At 65.7% G+C, this 21,477-nt stretch carries 19 protein-coding genes and 1 pseudogene; 12 read left to right on the forward strand and 8 right to left on the reverse strand.

The window, feature by feature from the left end:
- Positions 1 to 129: 129 nt before the first annotated feature.
- From AB0J29_RS03325 to AB0J29_RS03335, 3 genes are all read left to right on the forward strand, one after another.
- Positions 130 to 1,557: an aspartate ammonia-lyase gene (locus tag AB0J29_RS03325; protein WP_364778412.1), complete on the forward strand. Its 1,428-nt coding sequence runs from the start codon at positions 130 to 132 to the stop codon at positions 1,555 to 1,557.
- 677 nt (positions 1,558 to 2,234) lie between these two features.
- Positions 2,235 to 3,149, forward strand: a complete 915-nt coding sequence (locus AB0J29_RS03330) for an undecaprenyl-diphosphate phosphatase (RefSeq protein WP_364778415.1) — start codon at positions 2,235 to 2,237, stop codon at positions 3,147 to 3,149.
- A 95-nt stretch (positions 3,150 to 3,244) separates the two neighbouring features.
- Entirely contained in the window at positions 3,245 to 3,373 is a 129-nt protein-coding gene (locus tag AB0J29_RS03335; protein WP_364778418.1) for a hypothetical protein, read from the forward strand.
- Positions 3,374 to 3,383: 10 nt separating this feature from the next.
- On the opposite strand, the gene AB0J29_RS03340 is transcribed toward AB0J29_RS03335, so the two are convergent.
- Together AB0J29_RS03340 and AB0J29_RS03345 are read right to left on the reverse strand one after the other, a co-directional pair.
- A complete protein-coding gene (locus AB0J29_RS03340) occupies positions 3,384 to 4,349 on the reverse strand; it encodes a serine/threonine-protein kinase (RefSeq protein WP_364778421.1) in 966 nt (321 codons plus the stop codon).
- A 127-nt stretch (positions 4,350 to 4,476) separates the two neighbouring features.
- A complete protein-coding gene (locus tag AB0J29_RS03345) occupies positions 4,477 to 5,694 on the reverse strand; it encodes an MFS transporter (RefSeq protein ID WP_364778424.1) in 1,218 nt (405 codons plus the stop codon).
- A gap of 20 nt (positions 5,695 to 5,714) precedes the next feature.
- On the opposite strand from AB0J29_RS03345, the gene AB0J29_RS03350 reads away from it, so the two are divergent.
- The gene (locus tag AB0J29_RS03350) at positions 5,715 to 6,113 is read left to right on the forward strand and encodes a MerR family transcriptional regulator (protein WP_364778427.1); all 399 of its coding nucleotides are present in this window, start codon (positions 5,715 to 5,717) and stop codon (positions 6,111 to 6,113) included.
- Positions 6,114 to 6,660: 547 nt separating this feature from the next.
- Positions 6,661 to 7,815, forward strand: a complete 1,155-nt coding sequence (locus AB0J29_RS03355; protein WP_364778431.1) for a serine hydrolase domain-containing protein — start codon at positions 6,661 to 6,663, stop codon at positions 7,813 to 7,815.
- A 155-nt stretch (positions 7,816 to 7,970) separates the two neighbouring features.
- Here AB0J29_RS03355 and AB0J29_RS03360 read toward each other — a convergent pair whose 3' ends face one another.
- Positions 7,971 to 8,129: a hypothetical protein gene (locus AB0J29_RS03360; RefSeq protein WP_364778434.1), complete on the reverse strand. Its 159-nt coding sequence runs from the start codon at positions 8,127 to 8,129 to the stop codon at positions 7,971 to 7,973.
- Positions 8,130 to 8,240: 111 nt separating this feature from the next.
- A complete protein-coding gene (locus AB0J29_RS03365) occupies positions 8,241 to 9,692 on the reverse strand; it encodes an FAD-dependent monooxygenase (RefSeq protein WP_364778945.1) in 1,452 nt (483 codons plus the stop codon).
- Positions 9,693 to 10,033: 341 nt separating this feature from the next.
- Here AB0J29_RS03365 and AB0J29_RS03370 point away from each other — a divergent pair, with 341 nt between their 5' ends.
- Positions 10,034 to 10,450 carry a Rid family hydrolase gene (locus AB0J29_RS03370; RefSeq protein WP_364778438.1) on the forward strand — a complete coding sequence of 139 codons (417 nt, stop codon included), beginning with the start codon at positions 10,034 to 10,036 and terminating at the stop codon, positions 10,448 to 10,450.
- Positions 10,451 to 10,777: 327 nt separating this feature from the next.
- Here AB0J29_RS03370 and AB0J29_RS03375 read toward each other — a convergent pair whose 3' ends face one another.
- Positions 10,778 to 11,590: a ParA family protein gene (locus AB0J29_RS03375; RefSeq protein WP_364778441.1), complete on the reverse strand. Its 813-nt coding sequence runs from the start codon at positions 11,588 to 11,590 to the stop codon at positions 10,778 to 10,780.
- A 428-nt stretch (positions 11,591 to 12,018) separates the two neighbouring features.
- Between AB0J29_RS03375 and AB0J29_RS03380 the strand changes: the two genes are divergently transcribed.
- On the forward strand, positions 12,019 to 12,354 hold the full coding sequence (locus AB0J29_RS03380) for an Lsr2 family protein (protein WP_364502784.1): 336 nt from the start codon (positions 12,019 to 12,021) through the stop codon (positions 12,352 to 12,354).
- 494 nt (positions 12,355 to 12,848) lie between these two features.
- Here the strand turns inward: AB0J29_RS03380 and AB0J29_RS03385 are convergent, their stop codons facing one another.
- Positions 12,849 to 14,315 (reverse strand): MDR family MFS transporter, encoded by a 1,467-nt coding sequence (locus tag AB0J29_RS03385; protein ID WP_364778444.1) that lies wholly within the window; start codon positions 14,313 to 14,315, stop codon positions 12,849 to 12,851.
- 425 nt (positions 14,316 to 14,740) lie between these two features.
- On the opposite strand from AB0J29_RS03385, the gene AB0J29_RS03390 reads away from it, so the two are divergent.
- From AB0J29_RS03390 to AB0J29_RS03410, 5 genes are all read left to right on the forward strand, one after another.
- Positions 14,741 to 15,562 carry a hypothetical protein gene (locus tag AB0J29_RS03390; protein WP_364778447.1) on the forward strand — a complete coding sequence of 274 codons (822 nt, stop codon included), beginning with the start codon at positions 14,741 to 14,743 and terminating at the stop codon, positions 15,560 to 15,562.
- Positions 15,563 to 15,947: 385 nt separating this feature from the next.
- Positions 15,948 to 17,132, forward strand: a complete 1,185-nt coding sequence (locus AB0J29_RS03395; RefSeq protein ID WP_364778450.1) for an FAD-dependent oxidoreductase — start codon at positions 15,948 to 15,950, stop codon at positions 17,130 to 17,132.
- Entirely contained in the window at positions 17,129 to 18,025 is an 897-nt protein-coding gene (gene sigJ, locus AB0J29_RS03400; RefSeq protein ID WP_364778453.1) for an RNA polymerase sigma factor SigJ, read from the forward strand. The genes AB0J29_RS03395 and sigJ overlap by 4 nt, the downstream gene beginning before the upstream one ends.
- A gap of 24 nt (positions 18,026 to 18,049) precedes the next feature.
- Positions 18,050 to 18,484 (forward strand): ester cyclase, encoded by a 435-nt coding sequence (locus AB0J29_RS03405; protein ID WP_364778456.1) that lies wholly within the window; start codon positions 18,050 to 18,052, stop codon positions 18,482 to 18,484.
- A 314-nt stretch (positions 18,485 to 18,798) separates the two neighbouring features.
- The gene (locus tag AB0J29_RS03410) at positions 18,799 to 19,902 is read left to right on the forward strand and encodes a CapA family protein (RefSeq protein WP_364778459.1); all 1,104 of its coding nucleotides are present in this window, start codon (positions 18,799 to 18,801) and stop codon (positions 19,900 to 19,902) included.
- Here AB0J29_RS03410 and AB0J29_RS03415 read toward each other — a convergent pair.
- Positions 19,883 to 20,479, reverse strand: a pseudogene (locus AB0J29_RS03415) (phosphoribosyltransferase); the annotation flags it as partial. The gene AB0J29_RS03410 and the pseudogene AB0J29_RS03415 overlap by 20 nt on opposite strands.
- Positions 20,480 to 20,816: 337 nt before the next feature.
- The gene (locus tag AB0J29_RS03420) at positions 20,817 to 21,461 is read right to left on the reverse strand and encodes a cutinase family protein (RefSeq protein ID WP_364778462.1); all 645 of its coding nucleotides are present in this window, start codon (positions 21,459 to 21,461) and stop codon (positions 20,817 to 20,819) included.
- Positions 21,462 to 21,477: the final 16 nt, after the last annotated feature.

The following is a 21,477-nucleotide window of genomic DNA, read 5'->3' on the forward strand; positions in this document are numbered from 1 at the left end:
CTACCTAGTCGACACCGGCCTGCCCGGTGGCGAGCCGCGCCGGTGGATGACCACGAACCTACTCGGCTAACTCTCGAATCACCCCGCGACACAGCCGATCCCGCATGCACCCAATTGAACAGGAATCCGATGACCGAAAGCACTCGCACCGAACGCGATTCCCTCGGCACCCGCGCGGTACCACGCGCGGCCTACTGGGGCGTCCACACCGCCCGCGCGCTGGACAATTTCGCCATCACGGGCGACCGCATAGGCAATTACCCGGCCCTGATCTCCGCGATCGCCGCGGTCAAACAGGCCGCCTGCCGCGCCAACCGGGACCTCGGCCTGCTCGATACACACCGTGCCGACGCCATCGATGCGGCCTGCGACGAGATCCGCGGCGGCGCATTGCACGACCAGTTCCCCATCGATCCGGTCCAGGGCGGGGCCGGTACCTCGACGAATATGAATGCCAACGAGGTCATCGCCAACCGCGCACTGGAGTTGCTGGGCCACGATCGCGGCGACTACACCGAACTGGACCCGCTCGACCAGGTAAATCTGGGTCAATCCACCAACGACGTGTATCCGACCGCCGTGAAACTCGCCATCGTGCACCACATCCACGATCTGGTCGCCGCACTGGGTCGACTGGCGACCGAATTCGACAGCAAAGCAATCGAATTCGGTGACGTCATCAAGATGGGCCGCACCCAGCTCCAAGACGCCGTGCCCATGACACTCGGGCAGGAGTTCGGCACTTTCGCGATCATGGTGCGCGAGGACTGCGCCCGCCTCGACGAGGGCACCGCACTACTGCGCGAATGCAATCTCGGTGGCACCGCGATCGGCACCAGGATCAACGGCCATCCGGATTATCCGGCGCTGGCCTGCACCCACCTCGCCGATATCACTGGGATTCCGGTGATCTCGGCCGCCGACCTCATCGAAGCCACCCAGGACTGTGGGGCGTTCGTGCAGATCTCCGGCATCGTCAAACGCGTCGCGGTCAAACTGTCCAAGATCTGCAACGACCTGCGGCTCATGTCCTCGGGGCCGACGACCGGTCTGGGGGAAATCTCCCTTCCCCCAGTGCAAGCCGGATCATCCATCATGCCCGGCAAAGTCAATCCGGTCATCCCGGAGGTCGTCAACCAGGTCGCTTTCGCGGCCATCGGTAACGATATGACCGTGACCATGGCCGCCGAGGCGGGCCAACTCCAGCTCAATGCCTTCGAGCCGATCATCGCCTACAGCCTGCTGCGCACCACCGCCCACCTCACCGCCGCCATCGACACCCTGGCAACCAGATGCGTCGCGGGGATCACCCCCCACCGCGACCACCTGGAACAGGGTGTGCGCCGCTCCATCGGCATCGTCACCGCGCTCACCCCCCACATCGGTTACGCCGCCAGCGCCCAAATCGCCAAGCAGGCCTTGCACACCGGCCGCCCCGTCGAGGAAATCGCCACCGAACTCGGCCTGCTACCCGCCGAAACGGTGAAATCCCTACTGGCACCGCACCGGCTCGCGGGACTGCCCGCCCCGGAAGCCGAACCTGCTGCGGCGCAGTAGTTACCGCGGACTGTCGGCTTCCTACCTCGGGGTAGGCGGGCTGGTCCAGCAGCACAGAGGCCGTCCACTATTTGCATCAACCACAGGCCCACCTCGGCTAGTGCGTCACCCCAGCCGATCTACGCTTCGATTACCCCGCAGTCGGCGTGGCTACCCGGCATTTGCGGGCCGGTTGGGCTAGCATGGCAGCGCTGCGCGACGTGGCGGCGTATGCGCAGCGAACGGGGAAGGGACCTGCCCGGCGAGACACGGTGTCGCCGGGCAGGTCAACAAATCCCCCACCGCATGGCCCCTGTTCCCGATCCAGTGGCGCACTGCGAAATCACCGCATTCCTCCCGGACATCGGTAATTCGAAACCTTCTCCGCTCGAGGACACCTCGCGGAATGAACCAGTGAGCGGAGTTCGCCCGACGCTCGCCGACGAATTGCTGAGCACCGCAGGACTTTCCGTGCCCGATGTCCCCGGCGGGCTTCGCCGGCACGACACAGCGGGTCTCCAGTCGGGCCGACCACCGATGGAGCAGCGCAGAGCCGGGCGACCGCCAGACGGCGATGTCGCACGGGTGATTCAGCAGAAGCCACTCCCGAAAGATGCTGCGGCAAAGGGGATTCGGACAAATCGGCACATGCTACTCCCGGCCGGAAGGACAGTCGCGCACGTGCAACAATCGTCGCGATGATCACCTACCTCGAAGCGACTGTCATCGGTGTGGTGCAAGGGGTCACCGAGCTGTTCCCGATCTCCAGCCTCGGTCACTCCGTGCTGATCGCCGCATGGGTAGGCGGTGATTGGCGGAAGTTGTTGGTCCAGAACGACTCCGGCGCGGGCAATCCCTACCTGGCGTTCGTGGTCGCGCTACACGTGGCGACAGCCGTGGCGTTGCTCGGGTATTACTGGCGCGACTGGTGCGCGATTGTCGTCGGTTTCGTCACAACGCTGCGCACCAGGCGGCTCGATACCGTACCGCAGCGATTGGCGTGGCTGATCGTGATCGCATCCACACCGGTCGCCATCCTCGGACCGCTGCTCGTCCATCCGCTGCATGCACTGTTCGAGGGCCCCATCGATGCGGCCGTCTTCCTGACTCTCAATGGCGTCGTATTGGTAATCGGCGAAGGGTTGCGTCGACGCAACGAGCCCACGCTGGCGGAATACGGACGACGTTTCGCCCTCAGCGCCGCATCGCATCCGTCGCGCCAACCCGACCGGCCGCTCGCCGCGCTCGGGGCGCGCGACGCGGTCGGCATCGGATTCACCCAGGCCGGCGCCCTGCTGACCGGGTTCAGCCGTGCGGGCCTGACCATGGTCGGCGGATTGTGGCGCGGTCTCGAACACACGCACGCGGCCAAATTCGCCTTCCTGCTTGCGACTCCGGCGATCCTGGGCGCGGGGATCGTGGAGATACCGGAATTGTTCGGACCGGAAACCGACGGCATCCGAGGGCCGGTACTCGTCGGCGCCATCGTGTCCGGGACATCGTCCTGGTTGGCCGTGCGCTACTTGGAGCGGCACTTCCGAACTCGCACCCTGCTACCGTTCGCAATGTACTCGCTGATCGTCGGACTGCTGTCGATCATCCACTTCAGCTGAAATCTTCGACAAACAGGGTTTCGATCTCGGATGACAATACCGGTCTATGAGGAATTCGGACTGTTCGCCGAGAAATGCAGCCGAGGCCGGTCGACGTGGTCCGGTCCGCCACAGGTGCCGACACACAGGTCGCGGTCGTCGACGGCGCCGGACACTCGGTCCAAGGCGACCGCGCCCTCGATCTCACCGCACTCATCCGTGGCTTCGCCGCCCAACCCGAATGATCGAATGGCGCTAGTGCCGATCAATTCCGCGGAAATCGTGACCGGAGGTATTGCGCCCGAAGGTGGTTCGCAGTAGCGGCGATCGAGTGAACGCAGCGTTCAAACGCTTCAGGAAGGGAGCGTGCGCGTGCGGGTCGGCGTCGTGTAGGGCCTCGGTGAGTAGGGCGACGGGTTCGGTGCAGGTGGTGTAGCGAGCGCTCGGATCCTTTGCGAGTGCACGGTGCAGGATCGTGTCGACCTCGGGTGGGATCCAGTGTCGGCGTGCGGAGATTTCCGGGGGCGGGTCGTGCAGCTGCGCCTGCGCGGTGGCCATGAGATTTCCGCGGGGGAACGGCGGGCGACCGGTGAGCAGTTCGATGGCAGTGGAGATCAGCGCGTACTGGTCTGTCGCCGGGCATACCGCGCCGGCCTGGAGCAACTCGGGCGCGGCATACGGCACCGAAACGACGACGAAACCGTTGGTGGCCAAGGGCGGTTCGGGCCGATGCAGCCATCGGGCTTGATCGAAATCCGAAAGCTTCACCGTCACGGGGTCGTCCGCACCCACCAAGAGATTCGCCGGTTTGACGTCGAGATGGACTATGTCGTTGGCGTGCACGAAATCCAAACCCGCCGCGACCCGGGCCAACACGTGCAGCACCCGCCGCAGGTCCGGATCTCGGTGCGGAGCCGGCACCAAGGTCGCCCCCGTTGCACCAGCCACGTACTCGTGCACCGACCACAGCCTGCCGTCGGTTTCACCGTGCGTGTACATCCGCACGATATTGGGATGCCGCAGCACAGACAGGATGTCGAACTCGTGCACGAATCGCGCACGCGCCTCGGGTGACCGGCTGTCGTCGGGCCCGAGAATCTTCAGCGATACCTGCCGTGCCCGTTCCGGATCCTCGGCCAGATACACATCACTGCTACCGCCATGACCAAGCCGAGCCTGCACAACGAATCCAGCAAACCGGTCATTCGGTTCCAGTACCACCGCCACACCGTAGTTCGCCGACGCCCGGCATCGGTGGCGCAAACTTCTCGCTGCTGGGAAATCGGCGGTCGATGCGAACAGCGCGCAGCACAGATCTCCTGTCACAGAAGTTGACGAGTCGTGCGGTTCACGCGGCAGAAACGAGTTCCGGCTCTGCGATTTTCGCTGTCGCGCGCGGCACGGCCAGATAGGACAGGCCCAGCCCGGCCAGGCTCAGCAGCGCGGCGACGAAGCCGGTCCAGCGCAGCCCACCCGCAGCGACGATCGCGCCGCCGAGCATCGATCCGGCGGCGGCACCGAGGTTGAACGCACCCACGTTCACCGCGACCGCCAATGTCGGTGCACCACCAGCGTGCTGGAGGATCACCCCTTGCAACGGCGCGATCATCGCGGTGGCCAGCAATCCCAGCGCCAGCACCGCCAGCACTGCCGAGGGCCGCCAGACGATCGCGATCGGGAACATCGCCAGCACCCCGATCAACCCGCCGAACACCCCGCGCACCGTCGCGCTCAGCGACCGATCGGTCAGCCGCCCCGCGGCCAGGTTCCCAACGAAGCTGCCCGCACCGTAGGCCAGCAGCAGCACCGACACCAGCCACGCGGAGAACCCGCCGACCTCGGTCAGTAGCGGCGCGATATAGGTGAATACCGTGGCCACACCGGCGAATCCGACCGCTGTGGTCGCCGCCGTCAACAGCACCGGCCGCCGGGTCACCACTCGCAGTTCGTCTCGGATGCTGGCTTGCGGGGCCGGCTGCTTCGGGAACACCATCACCAGCAGCGCGGTCGCCGCGACCGCCAGCACCGTCAACACGAGAAACGGTGTCCGCCACCCGGCGCGCTCACCTAGCAACGCGCCCAACGGAACACCCAACAGCGTCGCCACGGTGAAACCCGAAGCCACCGTCGCGATCGCGCGCCCGATCCGCTCGGGCGGCACCACCTGGGTGGCGGTCACCAACGCGACCGCCAGGAACGCCGCATGACTCAGCGACGACACCACCCGGCCCACCAGCAGCACCGAAAACGCCGGAGCCCACGCGCTGATCGCGCTGCCGGCGGCGAACAACAGCATCAACCCCAACGCCAAGCCCTTGCGAGGCAGTCGCGCGGTCGTCATCGCCATCAACGGACCACCGATCACCACCCCCAGTGCGTATGCGGTCACGGCCTGACCGGCGGTGCCAACCGAAACACCCAGCGAAGCACCCACTTGCGGCAGCAAACCGGCGATCAAATACTCGGAGGTGCCGACAACGAACACCCCAGCGCACAACGCCGCCAGGATCAGGTAACTCTTCCTCATGACCAGGACGCTAAACTCTGACATGAATGTCAGAGTCAAGGTCGGATGATCGAGGTCACATGCGAATCGGTGAACTGTCCCGTCGCACCGGAGTGCACGAACGACTATTGCGCTACTACGAACAACAAGGACTCCTCCACCCCGAACGCCGCCCCAGCGGCTATCGCGAATACACCGACACCGACATCGCCACCGTCCGCCGGATCCGCAACCTACTCGCCGCCGGTCTCAACACCACCACCATCGCCACGGTCCTGCCCTGCCTCCGCGAAGACGACCAACGCCTCGTCCCCACCTGCTCGGACCTCGTCACCGAACTCTGCCAAGAACGCGACCGCATCACGACAGCCATCAACGAACTCCAAACCTCACGCGCCATGCTCGACACCGTCATCGCCGCCGCCCCCAACGACGTCGCCATGCGCGCCCGCAACAACCTCGCCGCACCACAGAACTGATCCCGCCACGGAAGCCGACCACCCCGAGCCGGGGAAATCTGTTGTCCGTCAGTGTGTTGAGTCACGTGTCTGCCGCAGGGGAGATTCACCTATCCACTAACAGAATATGTACTCATGGATGGACAATCCCGCCGCGTAGACGACATCGGGCTGGTCCTGACACATCGCACGGCGTGTAGCTACTACTCATACTGCCTGTTTATCGGCTCTGATATTTCAGGCGGCGGCAACGGCAGCGCGGCCGGCTCGAGCAGGCCACCACGTTATGGTCCCGCCGGACACCTCGAACCGTCGTTGCACGCCACGCGCGGACGCACTGTGGAAGCCGGTGCCGAAGACCGAATCGAATGCCATGCCGCCGACATACGTTAGGCGGCAGGCGATCTGCGCGATCGGCAATACGACATCGCCCTCCTACACAACCTCGTGTTCCGAGTCGGACCTGGAGTGGCCAGACGGAAGCGCTCAACGACTACGGACCGCGCCAAATGCTGCTCCGTCATCAGCACCCTACCGTCAAAAACTAGAACGTGTTCTAATTTGTGGCGTGGTAGATCAGGTATCGGGTCGGGTCGACTCTGCATTTCGAGCAGTTCGAGATCGTTTCGAGGCGAGCTTTGCGGACGGGCAGAATCTGGGTGCCGGTGTTGCCGTCTACGTGGGCGGGCGACTGGTGGTCGATCTGTGGGGTGGGACGGCCGACGCGACGACTGGGCGTGCATGGGAACGTGAAACGCCGTGTGTCACGTTCTCCTGCACCAAGGCGGTAACGGCAACGGCGGCGCTGCGGGTCGGTGCCCATGCCGGCGTGTCGATGAATGCCCCTGTTGCTTCCTGGTGGCCCGAGTATGCCTGTGCCGGTAAAGAATCCACGACCACCGCGGACCTGCTCGCACACACGGCCGGGCTACCGGCCTTCGATCGGCCGATCTCCCCGCGCGAGGCTGCCGATCCGGAACTGATGGCATCCATCCTTGCCACCCAGACCGCGGTCTGGGAACCGGGCACCCGGCACGGCTACCACGCCCTCACCTTCGGCTGGCTCGCCGGCGAATTCGTCCGCCGCCACGCCGGAACGACGGTCGGCGAGTACACCCGCCGCCATCTCAACGCGGACCTCCACATCGGCCCGGCCGGGCCCGTCTTGGAACAGACCGCCCGTCTGGCATCCCCACCGGCAGTCGAAGCGAAATGGACCGGAGACTCCGCACCTATCGACAGCGAGACGGTGACACGGATGGCGCGCGCATACGCAGACCCCAATTCGCTCATCATGCGCTCCACCACGAATCCCCGCGGCTCCTACAACAAGCCGGAGGTCCTCACCGGGGGATGGCCGGCCGCCGGACTGGTCACCACGGCCGGCGCCTTCGCCAGCTTCTATCGTGACCTGATCGCCGGTGCACTGCTACCGCCACACATCCTCGATGACGCGATCAGCGAACGCGTCCGCGGCCGCGACGAGGTGCTCCTGCTCGAATCGGCCTACGGTCTCGGGTATGCCCGCGCGTCCCAGAACATGCCCCTGCCGCCCGCCGCCCGGGAAACTGCCTTCGGCCATCCGGGGGCGGGCGGCTCGATCGCGATCGGTGACATCGACCATCAGGTGGCCTTCGCCTTCGTCCCGAACCTCCGCCGAGATTGGCTGTCGGGCGACCGCCGCGCATACCGGCTGATCGAGGCGGTATACGCAGCCCTGTGAGGGGCCAGCGAATAAGACCGCATGTCGGCCCTGTGCGCATTCCGCTGGCATCGGCTCGCATCTCGCCGAATTGCTACGTGCCCCTTGTTCTGACTCTAACGTGTTCCGCTCCTGGGGTTTTCGAGCTGGCGGGCCGACATCCCGTGCCGGCACCCTCAGCCGGTCGAGGTGCCGAGCGCGGACGCCACGATCTGCATGCCGATTCCGTACTCCTCATGTGCGCCTTCGCGCCCTGGTCGGCCGGACAACTGTCCCAGGTCGCCGTGGGGCCCATGGAGACCGGGGACAGTGCAGGTGCTCGTGCGATGCCGCATGGCAGCGCTCGTTCCTCTTCGCTACGCATACAACACGTTTCGTGCAGGGATTTGGTCGTGATGTCGCGCTGCGGTTCGTGAACGCGCAACTGCCGCACGTCGGCAAGCGCTCTAACGGCTCGCCGTGCCGCACCAGGTGGTCAGCGCCTCGGTGAGCCCCTCAGCTGAGTCCTCGCCGACCCACGCCACGTGGCCGTCGGGGCGCACCAGGACGGCCGTGGGCGCGGCCACCTCGCCCACCACCGGCAGCTCCCACGCGCCGCTGTAGGTCGCCGACACGTGCTGGACCCGGTCGGTCCAGGCCGCGTCCAGCCGCGGCCCGCCGAACTCCAGCAGCACCGGCCGGGCCTGGTGCGACAGCTCGAACACGCGCACAGGGCCATCGGGGGTGATGATGTCGAGGTCCGGCATCCGGCGTCCGAGCAGCGGGTGTCCCACACCCAGGTCGTAGGCCACGTCAAGCCCGGTGATCAGCGCCGCGACCAGTGTGCCCGCGCCGTCGTCGCGGCCGAGTACCTCGTCGAGCAGATCGCGCAACGCCTCCTGCCTCGGGTCGGCCTTTTGGAACAGCGACTGCGCCATCGTGTACTTCAGCGCCCGCGCCCCGGCCGGGTGCCGCTCCGCGTGATAGGTGTCGAGCAGTTTCTCGCCAGAGACGCCTCGCACTACTTGCCCAAGCTTCCAGCCGAGGTTGACGGCGTCTTGCACCCCGAGGCCGATACCGAGTCCGCCCGTGGGCGAGTGCACGTGCGCTGCGTCGCCGGCCAGCAGCACCCGGCCCTCGCGATAGGACGCTGCCTGCCGCGTGGCGTCGGTGAACCGCGACAACCACGTGGGGCTGTGCACGCCGAAGTCTGTGCCGAACACCCCGATCAACCCTCGCCGCAGCTCTTCCAGCGTCGGCTCCGTAGTCGGACCCAGCTCGGCCTCGGTCAGCACCACCCGCACCGTGCCGTCGCCCATCGGGTGCAGCCCGTGGATGCCGCGCTCGTCGACCTTCCCGGTCTGCGGCAGCTCCTCGGTCACCTCCACCTCGGCGATCAGGCTGCTGCGCGTCGCGTCCGGGCCCACGAACTCGATGCCGGCCTCGCGCCGCACGACGCTGCGCCCACCGTCCGCGCCCACCACATACCGAGCCCGTAGCGATCCGCTGGAGGCAAGCTGAACGTCGACGCCCTCGTCGTCCGGCACGATGCCGGTGACCTCCGTGCTGCGCCGGATCGGCACCCCCAGCTCCTCGACCCACCGGAGCAGCAGCCGCTCGATGTGGTTCTGGAACAGCGCCAGTGTGTACGGATGGCGCGTGGGCAGGCCGCTCAGATCGAGCCTCGTGCCGCCGAACGTGGCCGCGTGCATCGTTGTGCCCTCGGCGAGGAACCGGTCGGCGATTCCGCGCTGGTCGAGCAGCTCAATCGTGCGGGCGTGGATTCCGCCACCGCGCGAGCCCGCCAGGCCCTGCGACTCGCGCCGCTCGAGAACGACGACGTCCACCCCCGCCAGCCGTAGCTCGCCAGCCAGCATCATCCCCGTCGGCCCACTCCCGACGATTACCACATCGTGCATCTCGACCTCGCTCACTTCGGCACCGGACGGGCAGTATGAGGCACGTGGGGGGCCTTGCCGCAAGCCCCCCTCTGGGCTGTACGTTGGAAGTGGCAAGGAGATGCATGGCCCTTGCGAGAGAGGCTCGGGCCCAAGGTATTTCCCCCGCTCGGACGAGAACGTCAGCCACGGTCACCAACGGTTGTGCCACACCGAAGCAACCGGGTGGCCCACAGCGTTGGAGCCGACACGGGTGGAGGTAACTTGCGTGCGGTTCCTGCGCAAGATCGGTGGGCGCATCTCTGCATCGCCGCAGCTTCCGCTGTTCGGCGAGGACCAACCACTGAAAGGTCGTGCGCGCTATGCCGCGGGCAGTAACCCTGATCCGATCGAATGCGTTGTCCGATGTGGCCGAGTACGCCTATGCTGCCACGGCCCCCGCCGACTCGAGGTTGATCTTCCTCGCCGGCGCCTGCCCGCTGAACGCCGACGGCACGACCGCAGCGATCGGCGACTTCGCCGGGCAAGCCAGCAAGGCGGTCGAGAACATGCGCATCGCTCTAGCGGAAGCAGGTGCCTCCCTCGAGGATGTGATCAGCACCCGCGTTCTGGTGGCCTCGGCGGCCCAGGCGGATCTCGTATCGGCCTGGGAGGTCGTGCGAGATGCCTTCGGCGCGCACGATGTTCCGAGCACACTACTCGGTGTGACCGTACTCGGCTACGATGACCAGCTCGTCGAGATCGAGGCCGTAGCCGCTGTCCGCGATACCCGGGACTGAGCAGCCCGCCGCGGCCCCACACCATCGATCCCTGGTGGATAGTGCTGGCCTGCAACAACTCGTTCGGTCGATGTTCCCCGACATCGAAGAGGCAGATGATCGGTTCCCGGTATGACTGTTCGGTCCCATCGCACAGTCGGTCCTCGCCGATCGGCCGACAGAAGCCGCGTGCTTCGTCGCGTACATCAAGCCCGCATTCGACCGCTACCGAGACTCCCCACCAGCCCACCATCTGATGCGACAATCAGGACGGCACAAGGCATTCCAGAGCCTGTGGACCTCGAGCATCCACGTCACCTACGTCGCATGCACCTCGTAGCAGTGGCCTCAGCGGCCGGACCGATGGATGACCTCGCGGGCCAAAGCCCGGTATTGCTCGGCGCCGGCGGATCGGGGTGCCCAGGTGGTGATGGGTTCACCGGCAACGCTGGCGTCGGGAAAGCGGACCGTCCGCGAGATCACCGTGTCGTAGACCCGGTCGCCGAAAACCTGGGCGACCCGGGCCAATACCTGACGCGAGTGCAGCAGGCGCTGATCGAACATCGTGACGACGATTCCGAACAGGCTCAGCCGCGGGTTCAGCCGGTCCCGAACCTTGTCCATGGTGTCGGTGAGCAATGCGACCCCGCGCAGCGAGAAGAACTCGCACTCCATCGGGACGATCACTCCGTCCGCGCAGGCCAGCGCGTTCACGGTGAGCAGGCTCAAAGACGGCTGACAGTCGATGAGTATGTAGTCGTAGCGGTCCCGAATCGGGTCGAGTACCCGCCGCAGCGAATGTTCCCGGCCGACCTCGTGTACCAACCGAATCTCCGCCGCGGACAAGTCGATATTGCTCGGCAAGAGATCGACGTTGTCGACGCGAGTCTTGATCAGCACCTCGTCGATCTGCGATGCCGACCCTCCGAGCAGGTCATATACCGTCGATCGCAAGTCATTCAGCACCGCGCCCAACCCTGCGGACAACGCGCCCTGTGGATCGAGGTCGACCAGCAGCACCCGCCGCCCGCATTCCGCGAGCGCAGCACCCAGATTGATGGTCGAGGTGGTTTTGCCGACGCCGCCTTTCTGATTGCACAGGGCAATGATCTGTGCTTCAGTGCGGGGCGCCGAGGGTTCGAAGGCGTTGACCGCACTCACGATTGGCAAACGCTTCGGCTTGTCTCCACCCCGGAGCCACTCCGATTGCCAGGCAGGTCAACTCGCCGCAGGTCGTTTGCCACCATGTCGCCAGGCTAGCGGTTTCGGCGGGTATTGAGCAATAAACCCCGAATGATCCCTCGCTCACCAGCGATCAAGATGTGGATCGCTGACAATTCACTGAACCGACCGTTTGGTCGAAACCGTTTCGTCTGGAACGAATCCCGACAAGTGCGCACATTCGGGTTGGGCAGTTTGTCCGCTACCGCCGGGACACCATGCCGCACCGACACCACCGCGACGCATCCGAACAACCGGTTGCGATCGCCGATTCGGGGCAGCGTCGATCGTTGTGCGGACGCTCGTTATGATCACGATCCTCTGCTCACAATCCTCTGCCCGCTGTCCACTCACGAAAAGGAATGCCCATGGCACGCAAGGTCGTTGTGACGCTCGTCGATGACTACGACGGCAAATCCCCTGCCGAGGAAACAGTGACCTTCGCCCTCGACGGCGTCGAATACGAAATCGACCTATCCACCGACAATGCCGGCCAACTGCGCGACATCTTCGAGCCATGGACCTCGAACGCGCGCAAAATCGGCCGCGCGGCTCGGGGCAAGAGCCAGCCCGCGCGCACGGCGAACGACCGCGCCCGCACCGTCGCCATCCGCGACTGGGCCCGCGCGAAAGGCATCGCGGTATCGGCCCGCGGCCGGATTTCAGCAGAAGTAGCCCAGGCGTACGAGAAGGCCAACGCCTAGGAAGGCGTCTGAGCACCTTGTCGGTGCCCGCTGGCAGGCTACCGTCTATTCGGGGCACTGCCTCGGGTCCGGGGCCCTGAGCGCGGCCCCGGTAACCAATGTCCGTGGACGCCAACGGCACTGGCCGGAAACCCAGGTGCGCACTCTCGTGGTGCGCACGGAGGACATCCGAGAAGGCTGGTGCCCGGGAATGCTGAATGGGTTTTCAGGCACGTTGTAACCGCGTCCGCGACGCCGGAAGGTGAGGCCTCGCACCGCTCGTCGAGCACTGCCAGCGAATCGGGTTGCCGCGAGCAACAACCGGCTTCCGCGTCTGTGGGCTGTATTCCGAACCGAACTCAACTGCGGAAATCGTGCATGCATCGTCGTGCCGGTTCAGATACCGCCAAACCAGGGCGACGAGCGGATTGGCGAGAACCGATCGGCGTTCGTTCAGAGACACCAAACCCCTGGCCCCGCGAATGCAGCCAGGGGTTCGTCGTGCCGAATTGTGGTCAGCTCTTGACCAATTCGGGGATTGCGGTGTCGAGTTCGTCGGTCTCCTCCGGAACGGCGGGCGCCCGGCTCGGCAGGAGCACCGCCGCGGCGATCACGATCAGTGCCAGGGCAGCGGAGACCAGGAAGGCCAGGCGCATGCCGTCGAGGTGCGCGGTGATCGGGTCGATGCCGTCGGCAACGAGTCCGGAGCTGCGGGCCGACATCACCGTCACCACCAGGGCGGTGCCGAACGCTGCCGCGACCTGCTGCAGGGTGCCGAGCATGGAGCTGCCGTGCGAGTACAGCTGCCGCGGGAGCGCACCGAGGCCGAGGGTGAAGACCGGGGTGAAGGTCGTGGCCAGCGACACCATCAGCAGGATATGCAGGGCAAGCAGCTGCCAGTACGGCATGGACATCGAGATCTGGGTGAATCCGGCCAGCGCCGCGGCGATCCCGACCGATCCGGGAATCACCAGTACGCGCCCGCCGAACCGGTCGAACAGGCGGCCGACCATCGGTCCGAGCAGACCCATCGCCAACCCACCCGGCATCACCAGCAGGCCGGTCTGCAACGGGTTCAGACCACGGATGTTCTGCAGGTACAGCGGCAACAGCATCATCGAACCGAGCATCGACATGAACGCGATCGACATCAACACCAGCGCCTTCGCGTAGGTGCCGGACAGCAAGACCCGCAGATCCAGCAGCGGGGTGCCGTTGCGCTGCAGGCGCAGCTGACGGAATACGAACAGCGCGATGAGGGCCGAACCCGCCCCGGCGATCAGGGCCGGGCTGGTGAGGTCGTCGCTCTCGAACCGGCTGAGCCCGAACACCAGCCCACCGAATCCGAGCGCGGCCAGTATCACACTCGACCAGTCGATCGCCCCGGCTTGCGGTTCACCGATATTCTCCAGCCGACGCAGGCCCAGCCAGGTGACGCCCGCCGTGATCGGCAGTACCAGCACGAAAAGCCAACGCCACGAACCGATCTGCAGCACCATCCCGGAGACCACCGGGCCGAGGGCGGGCGCGACCGAAATGGCCAGGGTGACGTTGCCCATCACCCGGCCGCGATCCTGCTCGGGCACCACGGTCATGAGTGTGGTCATCAGCAGCGGCATCATTACCGCGGTGCCGCCGGCCTGGATGATCCGTCCGAGCAGCAGCACGGCAAACGACGGTGCGACGGCCGACAGTGCGGTACCGGCCAGGAAGACCCCCATCGCCACGGCATAGGCCCGTCTGGTCGAAACCCGTTGCAGGAACCAGCCGGTGGTTGGAATCACTGCGGCCATCGTCAACATGAATGCGGTGGAGACCCACTGTGCCGCCCGCTCGGTGACCTCGAGATCCGCCATCAGACGCGGGATCGCATTGATCATGATGGTCTCGTTCAGGATCACCACGAAGGTGGCGAGTACCAGTACCCGGATGACGGTCGGCGTCCGCCCTCCCGAAGCGGGGGCGGATAGTTCGGCTGACATCGGGTATACCTCCAGAGTATGTCGACAGGAATAGGTGCGGCACGTTGTCAAGTCATCGGATCGCGCCACAGTGATTCAGACGGGACCGGCGGCTCGAATTCATCGGCACGTGACAGTATTGCGGACGCCACCGACAAGTTCGGCCGCTCTTCCCCCCATCGACATGCGCCCACCGCACGCGCACCGAAGAGAACATGCCTCTCATGAAGAAGAATGGTTCTTCTGATGCTGCGCAAACGGTGCACCACCGGCCGCGGACGAGCCCCGAACCGCTGGTCGGCACCACCGCATCGATCAGCGCCAACCGGATCGTCCGGGATTTCTTCCAGGCCCATCCATGTACCGGCCCCCTCCGATGAATTTCATCGTGCGGCGATGCACGCGTTCGGACCGCTTCGGAGAACAACCTGGTTCGCGGTGCCTTGATGAAGTACGGTCAGGCCATGTCCGAGGACTGTGTAGAGCGATCCGAGGTAGCGCAATCCAACACCTATAGCTGGGAGATTGTCGGCAGCGGTCCAGCCGGGGAATCCATTGTCGACTCCGGTGACGGCGAATTCGGAACTCCCGATGACTGCACCGGCCGCACATGCAGTAACCACGTCGAGGTCGGTACCGCGGTGCTCGACCGGGTCGTCGCCGACATCATGATCGAATACCGAAACGCGGTGCTCGACGCCCGGCTCGAGGACGAACCCGACCCTGCCCCGCCGCTGGACCAGGTCACCATGCAGGTCCGTGACGGCAACGGCACCGAAAAGCTCTCGGCGACAGCAACGTTGACCTTTCCCCTAGTCACCGTCGCGGACACCGAAACCTACCGTGACCAAGTGGCGTTGGCCGAGAAACGGGAGCGGCGGCGGCGCGAACGCCGCGATAAGGCCATCGCCGCGGGCACCGCTGCCCCACGGTCGGGACCGGCCGATCCCCGACTGGCCGGACTCATCCTCAACCTGCGCGTCGAAGCCGACACCGTGCGCGAGGAAGTCCCCGACGCCGACCACTGCCGCGAACAATTGGCCTTGGCCCAGAACACCGTCCAAGCCGCCACCGAGGCAGCGGCGCGTGCACGAATAAGCGGCACCCGGGGCGAGTTCGAACATGCCCACGCCTTCATCCAACGCTGGACGCCACGCATCAACCGGTGGGCCGCATTCCTCGAGCTGACCACCGAGGCGTACGCCGACGCGGACGCCGTCGACGCCCTCGCTGACCGCATCAGCCTGCAACCCCCCGCCGACACGTAGCTACTCGGCACGGAGCACACGGATATCGACGGCGGGCGAAAAGACGCGAGTCCCTGTGCTCATGTTGTCGCCCAACATGTCCGGCATCACCATCGCACCGGGAGTAATCCCGATCCCGATGGGGACCTCGCGGTCGAATACCCTGCCGAAGCACTGAGGCACGGCACCCCGGCCGGACGATCCGGCCGCCCCCGACACCATCGCGGCCGCCGCCACCTACCTCGCCTCCGACGATGCGGACTCGTCCATGGAACGGTCATCGATGTCAACGGCGGCCGCACCGGGGTCGCCGACATCGCTGATACTGGGTCATTCCACCAGCAGCCAGTGACGCACGTCACGTCGTATCGTGTCATATTTCGGCGAGCAGCGGTGTCTTGAGGGCATGACCGAACACCACACGCGCCACAGAGTCGTAGTCATCGGCGGTGGTTACGCTGGCACACTCGCGGCCAACCATCTGCGGATGCGCACCGATATCGACATCACGCTGGTCAATCCCCGCCCGAATTTCATCGATCGAATCCGGTTGCACCAGTTCGTCGCCGGCACCGGCGACGCGATGGTCGACTACGACACGCTGCTCGGCGAGGGCATCCAGTTGCTCGTCGACAGTGCCACCCGCATCGACACCGCGACCCGTAGGGTGCGGCTGGCGTCGGGTCGCACACTGGATTACGACCATGTCATCTACGCGGTCGGCAGCACCGCGGCGATACCATCCGTGCCCGGCGCGGCCGAGTTCGCCTTCCCCATCGCCGAATTCGAGTCCGCGCAGCGGCTGCGCGCCCGGCTGGATGAGTTGCCCCTCGATGCTCCGGTCACCGTGGTCGGCGGCGGACCGACCGGCATCGAGACCGCCGCCGAACTGGCCGAACAAGGACGAACGGTCACGCTGGTGTGCGGCGCAACCCTGATGCCGTCACTCAGCACGCCGGGACGCAAGTACGTCGCCACATGGCTGTCCCGGCACGGTGTTGCCGTGTTCGAGAGCGATGTGGTGACCGAGGTCCGGTCGGACGCGATCGTCCTCGCCGCCGGTAGGGTGCGTCCGAGCGCACTCACCGTCTGGACAACAGGTTTCGGCGTACCGCGATTGGCCGCCGAGAGCGGGCTGCGGACCGACGTGCTCGGCCGGCTACTCACCGACGAGACCCTGACCAGTATCGACGACGACCGCATCGTGGCGACGGGCGACGCTGCCGCGCCGTCGGGACAGCCGCTGCGGATGAGTAGTCAGGCCGCCGGGGCACTCGGGGCTCAGGCTGCCAACACCGTGCTCAGCCACATCGCAGGGACCGAACCCGCAGTGATCAACCTTGCCATCATCGGGTCGTGCATCAGCCTCGGTCGGCGTGTCGGCATCCGACAGCTCGCCCGCAAAGACGACACTTCGGTCAACGTCTATATCGGCGGCCGCATGGGCGCGCGGATCAAGGAGGTGACCTGCAAGATCGGGTTAGGAAAGATCCGCCGCGAGGCCCGCAAGCCGGGTTCCCTGATCTGGCCCAAGGGCGGCCCGCGCCCCGCGCAGCCGACCTCCGCGACACCGGTGGTCACGGCCACATGACGACCGACGAGCATGCCGACCGGTTCACCGTCCTGCGACCGCCTCTGTTCACCATCGTCTACGAAATCCTCGGCTCGGCAACCGAATCCGACGACGTGCTGCAGGACAGCTATCTGCGGTGGGCCGAGGTGGACCTGACGACGGTGCGCGATACCAAGTCGTATCTGGCCCGGCTGGTGACCCGTCAGGCGCTCAACACAGCGCGGGCCGGCGCGCGCCGGCGCGAGGACTACATCGGCCCGTGGCTGCCCGAGCCGCTGCTGATCGACGAGCACGACGCGTCGGCTGACGTCGTGCTCGCCGAATCGGTGTCGATGGCGATGCTCGTGCTGCTGGAAACACTCACTCCCGACGAGCGTGCGGTATTCGTGCTGCGCGAGGTGTTCGGCTTCGACTACGCCGATATCGCCGCAGCGGTGGGCAAATCCGTGATGACGGTGCGTCAGGTGGCGCACCGTGCCCGCGAGCACGTGCAGGCGCGGCGTAGACGCTTCGAGCCCGTCGACGCGCCGAAGATCACGCAGATCACCGAGCAGTTCATGACAGCGGCGGCCACCGGTGACACGGAGGGATTGCTCTCGCTCCTCGCTCCGAACGCCACCTGGACCGCCGACAGCGGCGGCAAGGCCGTCGCGGTGCGCCGGCCGGTGGTGGGCGCGGAGAACGTGGCCCGATGCGTCATAGAGCTGTTCCACAAGGCGAGCAGGACGCCGAACCTGCGGACCGAGATGGTCAACTGCAACAACACGCCCGCGATGGCCGTCTACGGCGGCGACCAGCTGGCAGGCGTCTTCCTGATCGAAATCAGCGACGACAAGATCACCAACTTCTACGCCATCCGCAACCCGGACAAACTCGTCACGGTGGCGGTTCCGCGCCGGATCAGCAGGTAGATCGACAGGTAGAGGAGAAATCACATGTCAACGGATCCAGCAACAAGCAACAAAGCGGCGTTCAGCCGCATCCACGATGCCGTCAACAGCGGCGATGCGGAGGTCATCGCGAGGACGATCGACGAGGTCGTCGAGCCGGACTTCCTGTTCCACGCACCAGTGCCGATGGGCGCGACGGGGGCACAGGCATTGAAGAATGTGTGGGCGGTGCTCCTTCGCGCCTTCCCCGACATCCACGTCACGGTCGAGGATGTGATCGCCGAGGGCGACAAGGTCGTCTTCCGAAACACGGTCACCGGAACCCACCAGGGCGAGTACCGCGGCCTGTCACCGACCGGCAAATCCGTCACCTACAACGAGATCTTCATCGTCCGCTTCGCCAACAGTCGAATCGCCGAGATCTGGGGCGTCGTCGACGTCTTCGCACAGCTGAAACAGCTCGGCGCCATCCCCACCTAGTCGGCGCGGCCGATTCGTGCGGGTCTCCAACTCGACAGCGGCCACGGTCGCAGGACGAAATGTGCTGAGCTGCGGGATAATTCGCGTCTATCACGGCACGGACAGTGGCGCGAAATTCTGGGTGACAGTCCTGCGTGCCCATCGGCCTGCAGTACCTGTTGGACGGTGAAAGCGTCGGTCGGGCGTGCGGCTTGCGCACCGTCCGCCGACGCGACCTGCGGCGTCCAGCGGCACACCCCGCCCGTTGCAGCCACACCACAGAAGTGCGACGCCACACAGTCAACGATGTGGCGGAAATGATCGACAATGGGTGTATGGCGACACTGCTGCTGGGCGGCGACGTCATGCTCGGCCGGGGTGTGGATCAGATCCTCCCGCACCCCGGTGATCCGACGCTGCACGAACGGTATGTCGAAGATGCGCGGACGTATGCGGAGCTCGCGGAGCGAATGAACGGTGAATTCACCCGTCCGGTGGACTTCCGTCATCCGTGGGGCGAGGTCCTGCCGATTCTTGCTCAGCTCGCTCCGCAGGTGCGACTGATCAATCTGGAAACCGCGATCACCGCCGATGGCGCGTTCGCGCCCGGCAAGGGCATCCACTACCGCATGCACCCGGACAATGTGCCGGTGTTGACCGCGATCGCGCCGGTCGTCTGCGCGCTGGCCAATAATCACGTTCTCGATTTCGGTATCCAGGGGCTGGCCGACACCGTGACAGCACTCGATACCGCGGGCATCCAGCGTGCCGGGGCAGGCGCGGATTTCGACGACGCCCGAGCCTCGGCGATATCGGAACTCGATGACGGACGGCGAGTGGTCATCGTCTCGGTCGGTGCGGGATCGAGTGGGGTTCCACATCATTGGGCGGCTCGCCACGATCGGCCGGGGCTCTGGTGGATCGGCGATGCACCGAATATTCGCGCCGCCGACGAGGTGGCCGCAGAAGTACTGGCGCACAAGCGCACTGACGATATCGCGATCGTCTCCGTGCACTGGGGGCCCAACTGGGGCTACAGCGTGCCGCTGAGCGAAAGGCAATTCGCACATCGACTGATCGACGCCGGAATCGACCTCGTGCACGGACATTCCGCACACCATCCGCGGCCGATCGAGATCTATCGGGACAAACCGATTCTGTACGGGTGCGGGGACGTCATCGATGATTATGAGGGCATTCGCGGCTATGAGCGGTACCGCCCGGATCTTCGCCTGCTATATCTGGTGTCCATCGAACCCGGCGCGATGCGGACGCGACTGATTCCACTGCGGATCCGGCATATGCGTCTGGAATCGGCCGCGCGCAACGAATCTCGATGGCTATGCGAAATGATCGAGCACACCAGTCAGGACTTCGGTACCCGGGTCGCACCGCAGCCCGACGACCTGCCGGTGGTGTTCAAGACCGCACAACGCTGAGATGGCGCAGGAACCAGTCGCGGGCCAGATCCGCCACTTGCTCGAGCGCACCGGGCTCCTCGAACAGGTGCGTCGCACCGGGCACGACATCGATCTCGCTCGGACACGGCATCCGCAGCTGGGCCGCGCGATTGAGCTCCAGCACCTGCCGATCGTTACCGCCGACAATGAGCAGCGTCGGCGCGCGGACGTGCGCCAACCGCGGACCGGCCAGATCGGGGCGGCCGCCACGGGAGACGATGGCCGCGATCTCGGTGCCGGGTTCGGTCGCCGCCCACAGTGCGGCACCGGCACCGGTGCTGGCCCCGAAGTATCCGGTCGGAAGCCCGCTCAGCGCCGATCGCGTGCGCAGCCCGCGGGTCACCGCGACGAGACGATCGGCGAGCAGCTCGATATCGAAAACGCGGGCGCGGTCACCCTCCTCGGCGGCGTCCAGCAGATCGACCAGCATGGTCGCGAGTCCCGCCCGATTCAGTACATCGGCGACCAGCCGATTCCGCGGACTGTGTCGGCCGCTACCGCTGCCATGCGCGAAGACGACCAGACCGCTGGAGGTCTCCGGGACGGCCAGTATCCCCGTCAGCCGGATGGACTCCGACGACACGATAGTCTCTTCTGTCCGCATCAAGGGATCGGATGCGGAGGCCGACATCGAACACCTCCTGATATCCGGAGTACCCGCCCGCTCGGTCATGTGCAAGCGCCGGTCAGGCCGGTGCTCCGTTGAGCACTTCCACTCGCCGGTGTCGAGGTTGCGGGAGGCGCTCCTGCTATCGAATTCGGAAACGGTCCCGTTGGCAAGGTCGACGCCGACTTCCTTTCCGGGCCAACGCCGGTCGCACCATTCGTCACCCCATCGGCGGAACTCGCAACCGAGAAGGCCGAATTCGCCGCCACGCGGGCTCGGCGCTGGTTCAAGACACATGCTCGGCGCTGAATCCCACTGCGGCACTGATGAAATCATCGTATCGAGCGTGGGCACTCGGATTGATTCCGCCGCCACAAACCGGGTCACCGGCCGCGCAGAAATCGGCGGTGCGGGCCAGGTACTGGTCGGGAACACGCCACCCGATCGAGCGCAGCGGGTCACCGAAGAGCAGGACGACGGCCACTCGGTCGGCAAGATCGCCCGGCAATTGCACCATGCCCGGCAGTCCGGCGACGATACCGGTGCCGAGTGCGGCGTGTACCACACCCGCGCCCAGCGAGTAGCCGGCCAGGATGAACTCTTCGTCCGGACAGGCCGCGGCCTGAGCAGCGACGTGTGCGACCAGATCAGCGCTACCCGTACCCACATCCGTGAGATTCGCAGGGTAGTTCACCGGATACGCTTGCACGCTCATCGGCAATGCGTGCCGCATCGCGTCGTACAGCGGATCACCGACGAAGGTTCCGAGGTACCCGGGTTCCTGGGTCCCCCTGGCCACCACCAGATCCACCGCGGCGCATGATTGTGCCGTCGCATGCGGACCGAGCACGGCACTCGCCACGATCAGCAAGACCGCGAATGCCGATACGATCGGCCACCTTGTGCGCAGAACCACCTTTCGGTCGCCCATTTCCTCACCTCTCACG

The organism is Nocardia sp. NPDC049707, assembly GCF_040674855.1.
Taxonomy (GTDB): Bacteria; Actinomycetota; Actinomycetes; order Mycobacteriales; family Mycobacteriaceae; genus Nocardia.

What these genes read in the sequence shown, in the direction of transcription:
- AB0J29_RS03325 (WP_364778412.1), top strand. Translation starts at nt 130, where the DNA reads ATGACCGAAAGCACTCGCACCGAACGCGATTCCCTCGGCACCCGCGCG.
- AB0J29_RS03330 (WP_364778415.1), top strand. Translation starts at nt 2,235, where the DNA reads ATGATCACCTACCTCGAAGCGACTGTCATCGGTGTGGTGCAAGGGGTC.
- AB0J29_RS03350 (WP_364778427.1), top strand. Translation starts at nt 5,715, where the DNA reads ATGCGAATCGGTGAACTGTCCCGTCGCACCGGAGTGCACGAACGACTA.
- AB0J29_RS03360 (WP_364778434.1), bottom strand. Translation starts at nt 8,129, where the DNA reads ATGCGGCATCGCACGAGCACCTGCACTGTCCCCGGTCTCCATGGGCCC.
- AB0J29_RS03365 (WP_364778945.1), bottom strand. Translation starts at nt 9,692, where the DNA reads ATGCACGATGTGGTAATCGTCGGGAGTGGGCCGACGGGGATGATGCTG.
- AB0J29_RS03370 (WP_364778438.1), top strand. Translation starts at nt 10,034, where the DNA reads ATGCCGCGGGCAGTAACCCTGATCCGATCGAATGCGTTGTCCGATGTG.
- AB0J29_RS03380 (WP_364502784.1), top strand. Translation starts at nt 12,019, where the DNA reads ATGGCACGCAAGGTCGTTGTGACGCTCGTCGATGACTACGACGGCAAA.
- AB0J29_RS03385 (WP_364778444.1), bottom strand. Translation starts at nt 14,315, where the DNA reads ATGTCAGCCGAACTATCCGCCCCCGCTTCGGGAGGGCGGACGCCGACC.
- AB0J29_RS03390 (WP_364778447.1), top strand. Translation starts at nt 14,741, where the DNA reads ATGAAGTACGGTCAGGCCATGTCCGAGGACTGTGTAGAGCGATCCGAG.
- AB0J29_RS03395 (WP_364778450.1), top strand. Translation starts at nt 15,948, where the DNA reads ATGACCGAACACCACACGCGCCACAGAGTCGTAGTCATCGGCGGTGGT.
- sigJ (WP_364778453.1), top strand. Translation starts at nt 17,129, where the DNA reads ATGACGACCGACGAGCATGCCGACCGGTTCACCGTCCTGCGACCGCCT.
- AB0J29_RS03405 (WP_364778456.1), top strand. Translation starts at nt 18,050, where the DNA reads ATGTCAACGGATCCAGCAACAAGCAACAAAGCGGCGTTCAGCCGCATC.
- AB0J29_RS03410 (WP_364778459.1), top strand. Translation starts at nt 18,799, where the DNA reads ATGGCGACACTGCTGCTGGGCGGCGACGTCATGCTCGGCCGGGGTGTG.
- AB0J29_RS03420 (WP_364778462.1), bottom strand. Translation starts at nt 21,461, where the DNA reads ATGGGCGACCGAAAGGTGGTTCTGCGCACAAGGTGGCCGATCGTATCG.